General features: G+C 59.4%; 13 protein-coding genes. 9 read left to right on the top strand and 4 right to left on the bottom strand.

Annotation, left to right across the window (positions count from 1 at the left end):
• Window positions 1-30 precede the first annotated feature (30 nt).
• A complete protein-coding gene (gene rlmM / locus J7E41_RS15130) occupies window positions 31-1,104 on the top strand; it encodes a 23S rRNA (cytidine(2498)-2'-O)-methyltransferase RlmM (protein ID WP_214994001.1) in 1,074 nt (357 codons plus the stop codon).
• A gap of 27 nt (window positions 1,105-1,131) precedes the next feature.
• On the top strand, window positions 1,132-1,383 hold the full coding sequence (gene tusA / locus J7E41_RS15125) for a sulfurtransferase TusA (RefSeq protein ID WP_214994000.1): 252 nt from the start codon (window positions 1,132-1,134) through the stop codon (window positions 1,381-1,383).
• Here the strand turns inward: tusA and J7E41_RS15120 are convergent.
• The gene (locus tag J7E41_RS15120) at window positions 1,380-2,762 is read right to left on the bottom strand and encodes an MATE family efflux transporter (RefSeq protein WP_214993999.1); all 1,383 of its coding nucleotides are present in this window, start codon (window positions 2,760-2,762) and stop codon (window positions 1,380-1,382) included. The genes tusA and J7E41_RS15120 overlap by 4 nt on opposite strands.
• A 197-nt stretch (window positions 2,763-2,959) precedes the next feature.
• Between J7E41_RS15120 and pdxB the strand changes: the two genes are divergently transcribed.
• The gene (gene pdxB / locus J7E41_RS15115) at window positions 2,960-4,102 is read left to right on the top strand and encodes a 4-phosphoerythronate dehydrogenase PdxB (protein ID WP_214993998.1); all 1,143 of its coding nucleotides are present in this window, start codon (window positions 2,960-2,962) and stop codon (window positions 4,100-4,102) included.
• Window positions 4,103-4,153: 51 nt separating this feature from the next.
• Here pdxB and J7E41_RS15110 read toward each other — a convergent pair whose 3' ends face one another.
• Window positions 4,154-4,327 (bottom strand): PA1571 family protein, encoded by a 174-nt coding sequence (locus J7E41_RS15110; protein WP_214993997.1) that lies wholly within the window; start codon window positions 4,325-4,327, stop codon window positions 4,154-4,156.
• Window positions 4,328-4,571: 244 nt separating this feature from the next.
• Between J7E41_RS15110 and J7E41_RS15105 the strand changes: the two genes are divergently transcribed.
• On the top strand, window positions 4,572-6,356 hold the full coding sequence (locus J7E41_RS15105) for an ABC transporter transmembrane domain-containing protein (RefSeq protein ID WP_214993996.1): 1,785 nt from the start codon (window positions 4,572-4,574) through the stop codon (window positions 6,354-6,356).
• A 64-nt stretch (window positions 6,357-6,420) separates the two neighbouring features.
• On the opposite strand, the gene J7E41_RS15100 is transcribed toward J7E41_RS15105, so the two are convergent.
• Window positions 6,421-8,349, bottom strand: a complete 1,929-nt coding sequence (locus J7E41_RS15100; RefSeq protein WP_214993994.1) for a transglycosylase SLT domain-containing protein — start codon at window positions 8,347-8,349, stop codon at window positions 6,421-6,423.
• A gap of 212 nt (window positions 8,350-8,561) precedes the next feature.
• On the opposite strand from J7E41_RS15100, the gene J7E41_RS15095 reads away from it, so the two are divergent.
• The gene (locus J7E41_RS15095; RefSeq protein ID WP_214993992.1) at window positions 8,562-10,478 is read left to right on the top strand and encodes an ATP-binding cassette domain-containing protein; all 1,917 of its coding nucleotides are present in this window, start codon (window positions 8,562-8,564) and stop codon (window positions 10,476-10,478) included.
• Between the two features lie 183 nt (window positions 10,479-10,661).
• On the opposite strand, the gene J7E41_RS15090 is transcribed toward J7E41_RS15095, so the two are convergent.
• Window positions 10,662-11,102: a universal stress protein gene (locus J7E41_RS15090; RefSeq protein ID WP_214993990.1), complete on the bottom strand. Its 441-nt coding sequence runs from the start codon at window positions 11,100-11,102 to the stop codon at window positions 10,662-10,664.
• 104 nt (window positions 11,103-11,206) lie between these two features.
• On the opposite strand from J7E41_RS15090, the gene J7E41_RS15085 reads away from it, so the two are divergent.
• From J7E41_RS15085 to J7E41_RS15070, 4 genes are all read left to right on the top strand, one after another.
• Entirely contained in the window at window positions 11,207-11,644 is a 438-nt protein-coding gene (locus J7E41_RS15085) for a hypothetical protein (protein WP_214993988.1), read from the top strand.
• Between the two features lie 518 nt (window positions 11,645-12,162).
• Window positions 12,163-14,310 (top strand): fatty acid oxidation complex subunit alpha FadB, encoded by a 2,148-nt coding sequence (gene fadB, locus J7E41_RS15080; protein WP_214993987.1) that lies wholly within the window; start codon window positions 12,163-12,165, stop codon window positions 14,308-14,310.
• Window positions 14,311-14,339: 29 nt separating this feature from the next.
• Complete coding sequence (gene fadA, locus J7E41_RS15075) at window positions 14,340-15,515, top strand: acetyl-CoA C-acyltransferase FadA (protein WP_003218978.1); 1,176 nt, start codon at window positions 14,340-14,342, stop codon at window positions 15,513-15,515.
• A 98-nt stretch (window positions 15,516-15,613) separates the two neighbouring features.
• On the top strand, window positions 15,614-15,850 hold the full coding sequence (locus J7E41_RS15070) for a DUF1653 domain-containing protein (RefSeq protein WP_010176359.1): 237 nt from the start codon (window positions 15,614-15,616) through the stop codon (window positions 15,848-15,850).
• Window positions 15,851-15,933: the final 83 nt, after the last annotated feature.

The following is a 15,933-nucleotide window of genomic DNA, read 5'->3' as shown; positions in this document are numbered from 1 at the left end:
GCTAGAGCAGGCCGGTTACCAGGAGAGTCAATGAACACCCTTTTTATGCACTGCCGCCCGGGTTTTGAGGGCGAAGTCTGTTCCGAGATCGCGGAACACGCCGCTCGCCTGAACGTCTCGGGCTACGCCAAGGCCAAGACCAGCAGCGCCTGCGCCGAATTTGTCTGCACCGAAGAGGACGGCGCGGCGCGCCTGATGCGTGGCCAGCGCTTTGCCGAGCTGATCTTCCCAAGACAGTGGGCACGCGGGGTGTTTATTGATTTGCCGGAAACTGACCGCATCAGTGTGATCCTCGCCCATCTGCAAGGTTTCCCGCTGTGCGGCAGCCTGTGGCTGGAAATGGTCGACACCAATGATGGCAAGGAACTGTCGAACTTCTGCAAGAAATTTGAAGTGCACCTGCGCAAGGCGCTGATGGCGGCCGGCAAGCTGGTGGAGGACCCGAGCAAACCGCGTTTGCTGCTGACCTTTAAAAGTGGCCGAGAGGTGTTCATGGGGCTGGCCGAGTCGAATAACTCGGCGATGTGGCCCATGGGCATTCCCCGCTTGAAATTCCCGCGGGACGCGCCAAGCCGCTCCACCTTGAAGCTGGAAGAGGCTTGGCACCACTTTATCCCTCGGGATCAGTGGGATGAACGCTTGCACAGCGACATGACCGGGGTCGACCTGGGCGCTGCGCCGGGTGGCTGGACCTGGCAACTGGTCAACCGTGGCATGCTGGTGACCGCCATCGACAACGGCCCCATGGCCGAGAGCCTGATGGACACGGGCCTGGTGCAGCACTTGATGGCTGACGGTTTCACCTATACACCTAAACAGCCGGTGGACTGGATGGTCTGCGATATCGTCGAGAAGCCGGCGCGCAACGCGGCCTTGCTGGAAACCTGGATCGGCGAGGGGCATTGCCGTGAAGCGGTGGTTAACCTGAAACTGCCGATGAAACAGCGCTATGCCGAAGTGAAGCGCTTGCTGGAGCGGATCGAGGAAGGTTTCAAGGAACGGGGCATTCGCGTGGAAATCGGCTGTAAGCAGCTGTACCACGACCGTGAAGAAGTCACCTGCCATTTGCGGCGGTTGGATGCGAAGAAGCCAAAGGCCCGGTAAACTGATGGCCAGTTTCAGGAGTGAATAATGAGCGACATGTTTGACACCCCCGTCGACGGCACCCTCGACGCCACCGGCCTCAACTGCCCGGAACCGGTCATGATGCTGCACCAGCACATCCGCGACCTGGCACCTGGTGGTTTGCTCAAGGTCATCGCGACCGATCCCTCGACCCGCCGCGATATCCCCAAGTTCTGCGTGTTCCTTGACCATGAACTGGTGGGGCAGCAGGAACAGGCCGGGACTTACCTGTACTGGATTCGCAAGAAGTCCGCTTAAGCCACTCGAATCCGCCGACGCGCACTGCGTGTCAGGCGGATCACCAGCATCGCCGCTGCGCAGCTCAAGCCGACAATCAGACCTTGCCACAAGCCGCTTGGGCCACTGGCCTCACCCAGCCAGTCCGTGAGCCCCAACACATACCCTACCGGCAACCCCACGCCCCAATAGGCAAACAACGTCAGGACCATGGTCACCCGCGTGTCCTGATAGCCGCGCAACGCGCCGGCGGCCGTGACCTGGATCGCGTCGGAAAACTGGAACAACGCCGAAAACACGATCAGCATCGCGGCCACCTGGAGCACCAGCGGGTCCGAGGTATAGATCGCGGCTATCTGTTCGCGAAACAGCAGCATCAGGCTGCAGGACAGGCAGGCATACGCCAGCGCCGTGCCCATCCCCACACCCGCCGCGAAGCGCGCTTCCCGGGGTTCGCTGCGGCCCAGGGCCTGGCCCACCCGCACGGTGACGGCCATGCTCAGGGAGTAGGGGATCATGAACACCAGCGAGCTGAAGTTCAGGGCAATCTGGTGGCCGGCCACCACGGTGGCACCCAGACTGCCGATCAGCAGGGCGATCACTGCGAAGATGCTCGATTCGGCAAAGATCGCAATGCCGATCGGCAGGCCGATGCTCAACACGCGTTTGATCACCGACCATTGTGGCCAGTCGAAGCGCTTGAACAACTCACTCGCCTGATAGACCGGCGCCCAGCGGGTCCAGCCGGCCAGGCCGAGCATCATCACCCACATCACAATCGCCGTGGCCCAGCCGCAACCGATACCGCCCATTGCCGGCACGCCGAAATGGCCGTAGATGAACACGTAGTTCAGTGGAATATTCAGCGCCAGCCCGCACAGGCCCAAGACCATGCTCGGCCGCGTGCGGCCCAGGCCATCGCTGAAGCAACGCAACACGTAATACAGCGCAATCGCCGGCATGCCCGAGGCGATGCCGTGCAGGTAACCCATGCAGGGCTTGATCAGTTCGGGATCGACATTCATGGCATGCAGGATCGGTTCGGCACTGATCAGCAACAGCAGGGCGGTCATCCCGACCACCAGTGCCAGCCACAGCGACTGGCGCACCAGCGGGCCGATCTCACTGTGTTGACCGGCGCCAAAGCGCTGGGCGACTTTGGGGGTGGTGGCCAGCAAGGTGCCGGTCATCAGCAGGTACACCGGGATCCAGATCGAGTTGCCCAGTGCGACGGCTGCCAGGTCCCGGGCGCTGACGCGTCCGGCCATCACCGCGTCGACAAAGCCCATGGCGGTGGTCGCCAGTTGGCCGATCATGATCGGCAGCGCCAGGGCCAGCAGGTTGCGTACTTCCAGGCTGACGCGGGCGGGACGGGTGAGGGGGGTGGTGGCAGTGTTCACGTGCAGGGTGTCCAAAAAGGGGGAGCGCAGGACGGCGCATTCTACGCTTTGACGGGTCGGTCAGGAAAAAACCTGTGTTGCGGATTTGTAAGCAGCCTCCCAGGCAACCCAGGGCCCCACAAGGGATCGGCATTGTTCGACCAATCTCATTCCATCCCTGATCCCTGTACACTGCTGATCCGCGAAAGGAGCCTGCCATGCTGATTGTTGCCGACGAAAATATCCCGCTACTCGATGCGTTTTTTGAAGGGTTTGGCGAGATTCGCCGCGTTCCCGGCCGCTCCATCGACCGCGCCGCCATTGAGCAGGCGGATGTGCTGCTGGTGCGCTCGGTGACCAACGTCAACCGCGCATTGCTCGAAGGCACCCCCGTGCGTTTTGTCGGAACCTGCACCATCGGCACCGATCACCTGGACCTCGACTATTTCCAGCGCGCCGGCATCCAGTGGTCCAGCGCGCCCGGCTGCAACGCCCGGGGGGTGGTCGACTATGTGCTGGGTAGCTTGCTGACCCTGGCCGAGATCGAAGGCGCAGACCTCGGCCAACGCACCTATGGTGTCGTGGGGGCCGGTGAAGTCGGCGGGCGGTTGATCAAGGTCCTCAGGGGGCTGGGCTGGAACGTGCTGGTCTGCGATCCGCCACGGCAGGCCGCCGAGGGCGGTGATTACGTCAGCCTCGAGCAGATCGTCGAGCAATGCGACGTCATCAGCCTGCATACACCGCTGAACAAATCCGGCAATGGTTCTACCTGGCACCTGTTTGATCGCCAGCGCCTGAACCAGCTCAAGCCTGGCGCGTGGCTGATCAACGCCAGCCGTGGTCCCGTGGTGGATAACGCGGCCCTCAGGGACGTGCTGCTTGAGCGCGAGGACCTGCAAGCGGTGCTGGATGTCTGGGAAGGCGAGCCGCAGGTGGATGTCGACTTGGCTGACCTGTGTGTATTGGCCACCCCGCACATCGCGGGTTACAGCCTGGATGGCAAGCAGCGTGGCACCGCGCAGATTTACCAGGCGTTTTGCCGGCATCTTGGCCAGGAGCCGACTGTTCAACTCAGTGATTTGCTGCCTGAACCGTGGCTGGCCGAAGTCAGTCTCAACGTCAATGTCGACCCTGCCTGGGCCTTGGCGACCCTGTGCCGCAGCGTCTACGACCCGCGCCGTGATGATGCGGATTTCCGCCGTAGCCTGGTAGGAACGGTGGAAGAGCAGCGTAAGGCGTTTGACCTGCTGCGCAAGCATTACCCCGAGCGGCGTGAGATTGACGGGTTGAAAGTGCGGATCGGTGGAGAGTCGGCCACTCTGTCGAACATTGTGTCAGCGTTGGGCGCACAGGCAATTTGAGGCCATAAAAAACCCGGCCATCAAGGTCGGGTTTGAAAGGGGTTGGGCGATTCAGCCTTGCTGGGCAGGCTTGACCAATTTCTGTTCCAGTTCGCGGCATGCGTCCTGGACCATCTCTTCAGTAATCTGCACCTCACGGCCTTGGGCATCGATATACGAGCAAGGCAGATCCTGTGGCTGGCGGATCACTTCAATTTTGGCATTGCTGCTATTTTGCAAGGACATAGCCTGTCTCCTCATCAGGTTGTGTACCGACTCTAAAACCCCCGCATGACCAAGCTGTGACAAATCCGTACAAGGTGGCGGTTCGAATGCCCAGTCCAGCAGAAACCTTTGGGAATTTCCAGCCGTGTATTAGACCGATAACGTCTACGCGCTAGCGCTGCCGGGCATAATTAACCTGACTCATTATGATTTACCCAAGTTCCATCGGATTGCAGTGTAGGCTTGGGGTTGTACCCTTCAGGTGATGCTCTCCATGCTCTCAGCCCGTCAACGCCGCGCCATTCGCCTGGCCACCCGCTTTGTTGCCCCTTACCGCTGGCAGGCGCTGGGTGCCTTGTTGGCACTGATCGTCACCGCCGGTATCACCTTGTCCATGGGGCAAGGCATCAAGCTGTTGGTGGACCAGGGCTTCATGACTCAGTCGCCGCATCTGCTCAACCAGTCCATCGCTTTGTTTATGATTCTGGTACTTGGCCTGGCGGTGGGTACCTTTGCGCGGTTCTACTTGGTATCGTGGATCGGCGAACGCGTCGTGGCGGATATTCGCCGGCAGGTGTTCAATCACCTGATCTACCTGCACCCCGGTTTTTACGAAAACAATCGCAGCTCGGAAATCCAGTCCCGCCTGACCGCTGATACCACGTTGCTGCAATCGGTGATCGGCTCGTCGCTGTCCCTGTTTCTGCGCAACGCGTTGATGGTGATCGGTGGGATCGTGCTGCTGTTCATCACCAATCCCAAGCTCACCAGCATTGTCGTGGTGGCGTTGCCGCTGGTGTTGGCGCCGATCCTGATTTTCGGCCGCCGAGTGCGCAGCCTGTCGCGTCAGAGCCAGGACCGTATCGCTGATGTGGGCAGCTACGTGTCCGAGACGCTCGGCCAGATCAAGACGGTACAGGCCTATAACCACCAGGTGCAGGACGAGCAGCGCTTCGCGGTCACCGTGGAAGAGGCATTCACGACTGCCCGCAAACGCATCGTGCAGAGGGCCTGGCTGATTACCCTGGTGATCATGCTGGTGCTGGGCGCCGTGGGTGTGATGCTCTGGGTCGGCGGCATGGACGTGATCGCCGGGCGCATCTCCGGGGGAGAGCTGGCGGCGTTTGTGTTCTACAGCCTGATTGTCGGCAGCGCCTTTGGCACCTTGAGCGAAGTGATCGGCGAACTGCAGCGGGCGGCGGGGGCGGCAGAACGGATTGCCGAGCTGCTGCAGTCAGGCAATGAGATTCAGGCGCCTGTTGAGGGCGCGATCACGTTACCAGCGCGGGTCAGCGGTCGGTTGGAACTGCAGGACCTGCATTTTTCCTACCCTTCGCGTCCGGATCGCTTTGCTGTCGATGGCTTGAGTCTGACGATCAATGCGGGCGAAACCCTTGCGTTGGTCGGCCCGTCCGGCGCGGGCAAGTCGACGGTTTTCGACCTGCTGCTGCGCTTCTACGACCCTCAGCAAGGTCGGGTGCTGCTGGAAGGCCACGCCCTGACCGACCTCGACCCGCTGGACCTGCGCCGTTGCTTCGCCCTGGTCTCCCAGAGTCCTGCGCTGTTCTTCGGCAGCGTCGAAGAAAATATCCGCTACGGCAATCCATCGGCCACCTTTGCTCAGGTCGAGGAGGCTGCGCGCATCGCCCACGCCCACGACTTCATCCTGCAAATGCCCGATGGCTATCAGACTCACTTGGGCGACGGCGGCATGGGCCTCTCCGGCGGCCAACGCCAGCGCCTGGCGATTGCCCGGGCTCTGCTGGTGGACGCGCCGATTCTGTTGCTGGATGAAGCCACCAGCGCCCTCGATGCCCAGAGTGAGCACCTGATCCAGCAAGCCTTGCCCAGCCTGATGCAGGGCCGTACTACGCTGGTTATTGCTCACCGTTTGGCCACGGTGAAAAACGCCGACCGGATCGCGGTGATGGATCAGGGCAAGTTGGTGGCGGTGGGCACGCATCAGCAGTTGATTGCCAGTAACCCGCTGTATGCGCGGTTGGCGGCATTGCAGTTCAGTGATGGAGCCAGGGAAACCCATCCACACTAAATCGCCGTCCATAAAAAATGCCCGCATCTTTCAATGCGGGCATTTTCAGCATCAAGCCTGACGCTTACTGATCATCAAAATACCGTTCATGCCAATCCACCAGCGGCTGTGGCGCATTGAGTTTTTGGCCGTAGATCACCGAATAAGACAGCACGTTCTGTACGTACTGGCGGGTTTCGTCGAAGGGGATGCTTTCCACCCACACGTCGAAACTCAGGTGATCAGCACCGCGCAACCATTGGCGCACGCGACCTGGGCCGGCGTTATAGGCGGCGGACGCGAGCACGCGGTTGCCGTTGAACTGGCTGTGGACCTGGCTCAGGTAGGCGGCGCCGAGCTGGATGTTCTTGTCCGGGTCCAGTACTTGCGCAGGTGACGCCAGCGGGATGCTGAACTTACGTGCGGTTTCCTTGGCGGTGCCGGGCATCAGTTGCATCAGGCCACTGGCGCCGACGCCGGAGCGGGCGTCGTCCATGAAGGCGCTTTCCTGGCGAGTAATGGCAAACACCCAGCTTGAGTGCAGGCCGCGAACCTTGGCTTCGCGCACCAGGGTGTCGCGGTGGGCCATCGGGAAGCGGATGTCCAGGTCATCCCAGTATTGCGCCTGGCTGATGGTGCGGATTGCCGGGAAATACCACTTCATGTCGTAGGCCAGTTTGGCCTGGGCGACCATTTCGTCGCGGTTGAAGTGGCGGCTGACGTGGTACCACTCGCGGCGCCCGTCGACGATCTGGCCTCGGGCGTAGAACTCCAGCGCACGGCGAACGCCAGGGGTGTTACGCACTTTATTGATCAGCGCCTGGCTCATCACCAGTGGCTTGTTGTTCAACTGGTACGGTGCTTGGGAGCGATCCGCCGCGAGGAAGCCATAGAAGTCCCGTTCTTTCGCCAGGCCTTTGTACAGCACCAGGGCTTGCGGGTTCTTCGGCTCCGCCAGTTCAAGGCTGCGGGCTTGCCAGTAGCGCCAGCGGTTGGTGGTGGCCAGGTCCTGCGGCAACTTGCGGGTCAACTGGTAGGCGTCTTCCCAGCGAGCCAGGCGCAGCAGCAAGCGCAGGCGCCATTCGGAAACGGTGTTGTCCCGTAGTTCCGGGTCGTATTTGGTCATTACGTCCAGGGCGCGGGAGTCGAAACGTCGTGCCAGGGTCAGGCCGATCTCCCTGGCGATGGACACTTTTTCGTCACGGGAGAAGTGCATGCTGCTGGCGTAGCCATCGAGCAGGGCCATGGCCTTGTCGGGATCCTGACGTGCCAGGCGACGAAGCCCGAGGCCGACCGCGTCGGACATTGCCTCGCTAGCCGGCAGGAAACGTGATGAATCACTGAGCATGTCGGGTTTTTGCGCCACGTCCACCATCAAGCGTCCCTGAGGGCCGAGGGTGCGCAAGGTTTTTACCAGGCTGTTGGCCAGCGCGTAGTTACGGGCTTCGGCGGCTAACTTGGCGCGGTCCCAGATTTTCTGTTCGGTCAGTTGGCCATCAGCGGCCCATTGGCCAAAGGTGGCATCACAGGCGGCCGGTTGAGATTTGCCGGTCATCCACAGTTTTTCAGCCGTTTTGTAACCTTCGGCCTTTAGGTTGTGGCTCAACTGATACTGGCCGTGGAGGCAGTCCAGCTCGACGAAGTTGAGTTTCGCGTCGTAGTACTTTTCAAAGGTTTGCCAGTCGCCGCGCTCCGCCAGCCAACGCAACCAGCGCAACTTCATCCAGTTGGCCTGGGGCAGGTCGCCGTTTTTGGCGAAGAACTGTTCGACTTCCTGGTTGCTGGCAGACTTCAGGCGCGCGGTCAGTTCGTCGTAGGCCAGATAAGGCGTTAACGGATAATCGGCCAAGGCCTGGCTGTATTGCATGTAGGGGCCGCTGTCACCCTTGGCCAATGCGCGCTTGGCTTCATCGTAATACTGGCGTTGGGTGGTCAGATCCACGGCCTGGGCAGATTGAACGGCGGTGGCAGAAAGGAGCAGACAAGATAAAAAGTTAAAAAGGCGACTGCGCATGAGACGTCCGTGCAGAGGAATCAGGACTAGTGCCGACAGTGCCGACACTGATTGCCCCTAGCTTAGCCTTTTGCTCGTAGCCGGTGAAAGCTTTGCCGGTCGCTTCGTTCAAGTTCATTAGAAATGTCCTACAGAACGTGTCGGCCGCGAAAATGCCGGCCGCCTCAGGCCCTAAGTCAGGTAGAATGCGCGCCCAGTTTTTGGAGAAGCTCATGACCCTGCTCAAATTCAGCGATGTGTCCCTTGCTTTCGGCGCTATGCCGTTGTTGGACAAGGTGTCCTGGCAGATCGCCCGTGGTGAGCGGGTGTGCATCATCGGCCGCAACGGCACCGGCAAGTCCAGCATGATGAAGCTGGTAAAAGGTGATCAGAAGGCCGATGAGGGCTCTGTCTGGCGCGCCCCGGGCCTCAAGATCGGCGAATTGCCGCAAGAATTGCCGGTGGCCGACGAGCGGACGGTGTTCGACGTGGTCGCCGAAGGCCTCGACGGCGTGGGCGCACTGCTCGCCGAATACCATCACCTGGCGCAGAACTGCGTCACCGAAGAAGACCTGGACAAGCTGATGCATGTCCAGCACGACCTCGAAGCCCGTGACGGCTGGCGCCTGCAGCAATTGGTCGACAGTACCCTGAGCCGCCTGCAGCTGCCGGCCGACAAGACCCTCGCCGAATTGTCCGGCGGCTGGCGTCGTCGCGTCCTGCTGGCGCAGGCACTGGTTTCTGAACCAGACCTGCTGCTGCTCGACGAACCGACCAACCACCTGGACATCGGCGCTATTGCCTGGCTTGAAGAAGCCCTCAAGGATTTCCAGGGCGCCGTGCTGTTTATCACGCACGACCGTTCTTTCCTGCAAAACCTGGCGACGCGCATTCTGGAACTGGATCGCGGCGGCCTGATCGACTGGAACGGCGATTACGCCAGCTTCCTGGTGCACAAGGAAGCGTCGCTGGCCGCTGAAGATACCGCTAACGCGTTGTTCGACAAGAAGCTGGCCCAGGAAGAGGTCTGGATCCGTCAGGGCATCAAGGCGCGTCGTACCCGTAACGAAGGCCGCGTACGTGCCCTCAAAGCCCTGCGCAATGAGCGTAGCGAGCGCCGTGAGCGCACCGGCAAAGCCAACATTCAGCTCGACACTGCCGATAAGTCAGGCAAGCAGGTAATGGTCCTGGAAAACGTGAGCTTCGCTCACCCGGGTGGCCCGTTCCTGATCAAGGACTTCTCCATGGTCCTGCAGCGCGGCGACCGGATCGGCCTGCTCGGTGCCAACGGTACCGGCAAGACCACCTTGCTCAAGCTGATGCTCAATGGCCTGCAGCCCTCCAGCGGTAAAGTGGAAGAGGGCACCAAGATCGATGTGGCCTACTTCGACCAGTTGCGTCATCAGTTGGACCTGGAAAAAACCGTCATCGACAACGTTGCTGAAGGTCGCGACTTTATCGATATCGACGGCCAGAGCCGCCACGTACTGAGCTACCTGGGCGACTTCCTGTTCAGCCCGCAACGTGCCCGTACGCCGGTCAAGGCGCTGTCGGGTGGTGAGCGTGCGCGCCTGCTGCTGGCCAAGCTGTTCAGCAAGCCGGCCAACCTGTTGGTGCTCGATGAACCGACCAACGACCTCGATGTTGAAACCCTGGAATTGTTGGAAGAGGTCTTGCTGACCTTCAACGGCACCGTGCTGATGGTCAGCCACGACCGGGCATTCCTCGACAACGTGGTCACCAGCACCCTGGTCTTCGAAGGTGAAGGCAAGGTGCGCGAATACGTGGGTGGTTATCAGGACTGGCTGCGTCAGGGCGGCTCGCCGCGCCTGCTGGGCGTGACCGAGAGCAAATCCGGCAAGGCTGACTTGAACTCTGCCGTGGTCACGCCGGTTGCAGCACCTGCACCGGTCCAGGATGCGCCTGTTGCGAAGAAGAAACTCAGCTACAAGCTTCAACGTGAGTTGGAAGCGCTGCCGGGTGATATCGACGCCAAGGAAAAGCAGATCGCTGCTGTTGAAGCAGAAATGGCTGACTCGGGTTTCTACCTGCGTCCTGCGGCTGAAACCGCCAAAGTCATCGCATCCCTGGAAACCTTGAACCAGGAGCTGGAAGTGCTGGTTGATCGTTGGGCCGAGCTGGATGCCTGATTGATCCTGCAGCACTAAAAAGCCTGGCGTTCATTCCTGTGAGCGCCGGGCTTTTTTATATGAAATGCGATCCAAATGTGGGAGCGGGCTTGCTCGCGAAAGCGGTGTGTCAGTCACCAGACGCATCAACTGAAAGACAGCTTTCGCGAGCAAGCCCGCTCCCACATTTGATATGCGTTGTACTTAAGGGGCTTTCACCAGCTTCACCGCCAGCACATCGCACGGTGCGCCGTGCAGTACATCGTTGGCAGTGGAGCCCAGCAGCAAGGCCAGGCCGTGACGGCCATGGCTGCCGACCACAATCAGGTCGCAGTTTTGTTCCTTGGCCAGGTGGTGGATTTCCTGGCGGGGCTGGCCGTAGGTGAGGTGGGAGTTTTCCTTCGTCACTTCAGGGTATTTAAGGATCAATCGTTCAAGGCGTTCTTTGGCCTGATCAAATTGTTGTTGCTGTAACTGGGAAAGGTCCATGGGCACGTCGCCACCAAACGCCATGGCCATTGGCTCGACGATATGCACCAACGATAGTTTTGCGCCGCTGGCGACCGCAAAGGCTCGTGCGCGCTTGATCACTGGATCGCACTCTTCGGTCAGGTCCACGGCGACCAGAATATGTTCGTATGACATGGGGAGTTCCTCCAGGGGACTGCAATAGGTTCAGTATGGCTGGTTTTTCAGGCGGATGGGGGTGTCAGGTCAAATCCGCTCATCAAGAATTCGGGAGTACACATATGACGGTCTGGATAGTGGTGTCAATCCTTGTGGTGGTCTTGAGTCCTCTGGCATGGTTGCGTCCCTCGCGCCATCAGAGCGGGCGCATGGCCCTGCGCATGGAGGCGCGCCGCATCGGCCTGGCCATGCAGCTGGCGCCCCAGGAGTGGCCCCACTGGCTCAAGCAGGAGCCGCCGAGCCCCTGTGCACAGTATTGCCGGCCACGGCGGGGCAATAAGCCTCAATGCTGGAGTTATTGGCAGTTGGAGCCGGGAATATGGGTCAATCAGTGGCAGGAAGTCTGCGTTGATGAAAAGTTGTTGCCATATTTTGCGACGCTGCCGGCCAACGTCTACAAGGTCGAAGCAGACAAGCAAATGATCGCCTTGTATTGGGGCGAGAAGGGCGAGGCGAGTGTTTTGCAGGACATCGCGTCCTTGCTCAAGGCTCTGGCCTGATTCGTGCCCACAGAAAGCCAGGCAATAAAAAGCCCGATATCAACATCGGGCTGGAGTTGGCCAGGCAGGCCGGTAATTCGTCACTAGCCAGGTCGCTCAATCACGCGAGGTGTTCACCTGCGCGTTCATACTCCCTTACCAAGGTTGCCCTAGCCTAGCCGGATATTCTGGCCTGTACAGGTTTTAGCGCGAATTTTCCTACTATTGATTGGGTGAATGCTTAAACATTGGCGAAGCGCTGATGGATAGCGTGGGTTCTGAAATGACTGAAAAGTCGCGTTTTGCCTGCTCTTTCGAGCGATTGACAATTGCCCGAATTTGGATGAAGGTGGCGTACCCAAATCAAACGGGCGTATGAATTGAGCGTTTGTATTTCAGACCGCTCTTACAGAATCCCGACTATCGCGTTGACGGGTGTGCCTGGCGGATTGGCGTAGCATCGACGGTAACGTCCCTGCTGAACCTGCGGCCAGCGTCCAACGTGTACTGTTCAGCTTCCATATCGTGGAGATCAGTTGATGATTTACGAAGGTAAAGCCATCACGGTTAAGGCTCTTGAAAGTGGCATCGTCGAATTGAAATTCGACCTCAAGGGTGAGTCCGTCAACAAGTTCAACCGTCTAACCCTGAACGAACTGCGTCAGGCCGTAGACACCATCAAAGCAGATGCATCGGTCAAGGGTGTGATCGTCTCCAGCGGCAAGGACGTGTTCATCGTCGGCGCTGACATCACCGAATTCGTCGACAACTTCAAGCTGCCCGATGCCGAGCTTGTGGCTGGCAACCTCGAAGCCAACAAGATTTTCAGCGATTTCGAAGACCTCAACGTGCCGACCGTTGCCGCGATCAATGGCATCGCCCTGGGCGGCGGTCTGGAAATGTGCCTGGCCGCGGACTTCCGTGTGATGTCTGCCACTGCGAAAATCGGCCTGCCGGAAGTCAAACTGGGCATCTACCCAGGCTTTGGCGGTACCGTGCGCCTGCCGCGCATCATCGGTGCCGACAACGCCATCGAGTGGATTGCCGCCGGCAAGGAAAACCGTGCTGAAGACGCGCTGAAAGTCGGCGCTGTCGATGCCGTGGTTGCTCCCGACAAGCTGGCAGAAGCGGCACTGAACCTGATCAAAGGCGCCATCAGCGGCGAATTCGATTACAAGGCCAAGCGCCAGCCAAAGCTGGAAAAACTCAAGCTCAACGCCATCGAACAGATGATGTCGTTCGAAACCGCCAAAGGTTTCGTGGCTGGCCAAGCCGGTCCGAACTACCCGGCGCCGGTTGAAGCGATCAAGACTATCCAGAAGGCTGCGAACTTCGGTCGCGACAAAGCTCTGGAAATCGAAGCGGCGGGCTTCGTCAAACTGGCCAAGACCTCGGCAGCCCAGAGCTTGATCGGTCTGTTCCTGAACGATCAGGAACTGAAGAAAAAGGCCAAGGCCTACGACGAAATCGCCCGTGACGTGAAACAGGCTGCCGTACTCGGTGCCGGTATCATGGGCGGCGGTATCGCCTATCAGTCGGCGTCCAAAGGCACGCCGATCCTGATGAAAGACATCAATGAACACGGGATCGAGCAGGGTCTGGCAGAAGCCGCGAAACTGCTGGTGGGCCGCGTTGATAAAGGTCGCATGACCGCTGCGAAAATGGCTGAAGTGCTTAACGGCATTCGTCCTACGCTGTCCTACGGCGATTTCGGCCATGTCGACCTGGTGGTCGAAGCGGTTGTCGAGAACCCGAAGGTCAAGCAGGCAGTACTGGCTGAAGTTGAGGCCCAGGTCAAAGAAGACACGATCCTGGCTTCGAACACCTCGACCATTTCCATCACCTTGCTGGCCAAAGCCCTCAAGCGTCCGGAAAACTTCGTCGGCATGCACTTCTTCAACCCGGTGCACATGATGCCGCTGGTGGAAGTCATCCGTGGCGAGAAGTCCAGCGAACTGGCAGTGGCAACCACCGTTGCCTACGCCAAGAAAATGGGCAAGAACCCGATCGTCGTCAACGACTGCCCGGGCTTCCTCGTCAACCGCGTGCTGTTCCCGTACTTCGGCGGTTTCGCCAAGCTGGTCAGCGCCGGTGTGGACTTCGTCCGTATCGACAAGGTCATGGAAAAGTTCGGCTGGCCGATGGGCCCGGCGTACCTGATGGACGTGGTCGGTATCGACACCGGCCACCACGGTCGTGACGTGATGGCTGAAGGCTTCCCGGACCGCATGAAAGACGATCGTCGTTCGGCTGTCGATGCGCTCTACGAAGCCAAGCGCCTGGGCCAGAAGAATGGCAAAGGTTTCTACGCTTACGAGACCGACAAGAAGGGCAAGCAGAAGAAAGTTGCCGACCCATCGGTGCTGGAAGTGCTCAAGCCGATTGTCTACGAACAGCGTGAAGTGTCCGACGAGGACATCATCAACTGGATGATGATCGCTTTGTGCCTGGAAACCGTGCGTTGCCTGGAAGACGGCATCGTTGAAACCGCAGCCGAAGCCGACATGGGCCTGGTCTACGGTATTGGTTTCCCTCCGTTCCGTGGTGGTGCGCTGCGTTACATCGATTCGATCGGTGTAGCCGAGTTCGTTGCCCTGGCTGATCAATACGCTGATTTGGGCCCGCTGTACCACCCGACTGCGAAGCTGCGTGAGATGGCCAAAAACGGCCAGAGCTTCTTCGGTTAAGTGCCCAGACGACTAGAGCGAGAATATTTATGAGCTTGAATCCAAGAGACGTCGTGATTGTCGACTTCGGTCGTACTCCGATGGGCCGCTCCAAGGGCGGCATGCACCGCAACACCCGTGCCGAAGACATGTCGGCACACCTGATCAGCAAGTTGCTTGAGCGCAACGTCAAGGTTGACCCTAACGAAGTCGAAGACGTGATCTGGGGCTGTGTGAACCAGACCCTGGAACAGGGTTGGAACATCGCACGCATGGCGTCGTTGATGACCCAGATCCCGCACACCGCTGCCGGCCAGACCGTCAGCCGTCTGTGTGGCTCCTCGATGAGCGCGCTGCACACTGCTGCACAAGCGATCATGACCGGCAACGGTGATGTATTCGTGGTCGGCGGCGTGGAGCACATGGGCCATGTCAGCATGATGCACGGCGTTGATCCTAACCCGCACATGTCCCTGTACGCGGCGAAAGCCTCGGGCATGATGGGCCTGACCGCAGAAATGCTCGGCAAGATGCACGGCATTACCCGTGAAGCCCAGGACGCTTTTGGCCTGCGCTCCCACCAGCTGGCCCACAAGGCGACCGTGGAAGGCAAGTTCAAGGATGAAATCATCCCGATGAACGGCTACGACGAGAACGGTTTCCTGAAGCTGTTCGACTATGACGAAACCATTCGTCCGGATACCACCCTGGAAAGCCTGGCGGCCCTCAAACCTGCCTTCAATCCAAAGGGCGGCACCGTGACAGCCGGTACTTCGTCGCAGATCACCGACGGTGCCTCGTGCATGATCGTGATGTCGGCCCAGCGTGCCCAGGACCTGGGTATCCAGCCGATGGCGGTGATTCGTTCGATGGCAGTGGCGGGTGTGGATCCGGCCATCATGGGCTATGGTCCAGTACCGGCCACACAAAAAGCATTGAAGCGCGCGGGCCTGACCATCTCCGATATCGACTTCTTCGAGCTCAACGAAGCTTTCGCCGCACAGGCCCTGCCAGTGCTGAAAGATTTGAAAGTACTCGACAAGATGAACGAGAAGGTTAACCTGCACGGCGGCGCGATTGCCTTGGGTCACCCCTTCGGGTGTTCCGGTGCTCGTATCTCCGGCACGTTGCTTAACGTGATGAAGCAAAATGGCGGCAACCTTGGGGTTGCTACCATGTGCATTGGTCTCGGCCAAGGCATCTCTACCGTCTTCGAACGCATCTAAGCGTTCGGTTGACGGAAGCCGGGGCCCAGTGCCCCGGTTTTTGTTTTTTGGAAGAATTTGTAATTTTTTTTTAACAATTTTTGTGAGAGGGCCAGAGCATGAAAGTCGAACCAGGGCTCTACCAACATTATAAAGGTCCGCAGTACCGCGTTTTTAATGTGGCGCGGCACTCTGAAACCGAAGAAGAAGTGGTGTTCTACCAAGCACTGTATGGCGATTACGGCTTTTGGGTGCGTCCCTTGAGCATGTTCCTGGAGACTGTCGAGGTTGACGGCGAACAGGTCCCGCGCTTTGCTTTGATCCAGGTCGAACCCAGCCTTTTTTCAGCGCAATAAAGGCAGTCTGCGCAGAATGCTGCGCTTGACCTCACCTTGTTGCCACTATATATAGCGTTGCCGCGTCAGGCGCCAACCGCCTT

Source organism: Pseudomonas fluorescens (assembly GCF_018614655.1).
GTDB lineage: Bacteria > Pseudomonadota > Gammaproteobacteria > Pseudomonadales > Pseudomonadaceae > Aquipseudomonas > Aquipseudomonas fluorescens_BX.
The sequence above is the reverse complement of the archived record's forward strand: the minus strand, read 5'-3'. Positions and strand labels throughout refer to the sequence as shown.

Bases quoted from the DNA above. Each gene is read 5' to 3' on its own strand.
- pdxB (WP_214993998.1), top strand. From the start codon at position 2,960: ATGCTGATTGTTGCCGACGAAAATATCCCGCTACTCGATGCGTTTTTT.
- tusA (WP_214994000.1), top strand. From the start codon at position 1,132: ATGAGCGACATGTTTGACACCCCCGTCGACGGCACCCTCGACGCCACC.
- rlmM (WP_214994001.1), top strand. From the start codon at position 31: ATGAACACCCTTTTTATGCACTGCCGCCCGGGTTTTGAGGGCGAAGTC.
- J7E41_RS15105 (WP_214993996.1), top strand. From the start codon at position 4,572: ATGCTCTCCATGCTCTCAGCCCGTCAACGCCGCGCCATTCGCCTGGCC.
- J7E41_RS15090 (WP_214993990.1), bottom strand. From the start codon at position 11,102: ATGTCATACGAACATATTCTGGTCGCCGTGGACCTGACCGAAGAGTGC.
- J7E41_RS15100 (WP_214993994.1), bottom strand. From the start codon at position 8,349: ATGCGCAGTCGCCTTTTTAACTTTTTATCTTGTCTGCTCCTTTCTGCC.
- J7E41_RS15110 (WP_214993997.1), bottom strand. From the start codon at position 4,327: ATGTCCTTGCAAAATAGCAGCAATGCCAAAATTGAAGTGATCCGCCAG.
- fadA (WP_003218978.1), top strand. From the start codon at position 14,340: ATGAGCTTGAATCCAAGAGACGTCGTGATTGTCGACTTCGGTCGTACT.
- J7E41_RS15085 (WP_214993988.1), top strand. From the start codon at position 11,207: ATGACGGTCTGGATAGTGGTGTCAATCCTTGTGGTGGTCTTGAGTCCT.
- J7E41_RS15095 (WP_214993992.1), top strand. From the start codon at position 8,562: ATGACCCTGCTCAAATTCAGCGATGTGTCCCTTGCTTTCGGCGCTATG.
- fadB (WP_214993987.1), top strand. From the start codon at position 12,163: ATGATTTACGAAGGTAAAGCCATCACGGTTAAGGCTCTTGAAAGTGGC.
- J7E41_RS15070 (WP_010176359.1), top strand. From the start codon at position 15,614: ATGAAAGTCGAACCAGGGCTCTACCAACATTATAAAGGTCCGCAGTAC.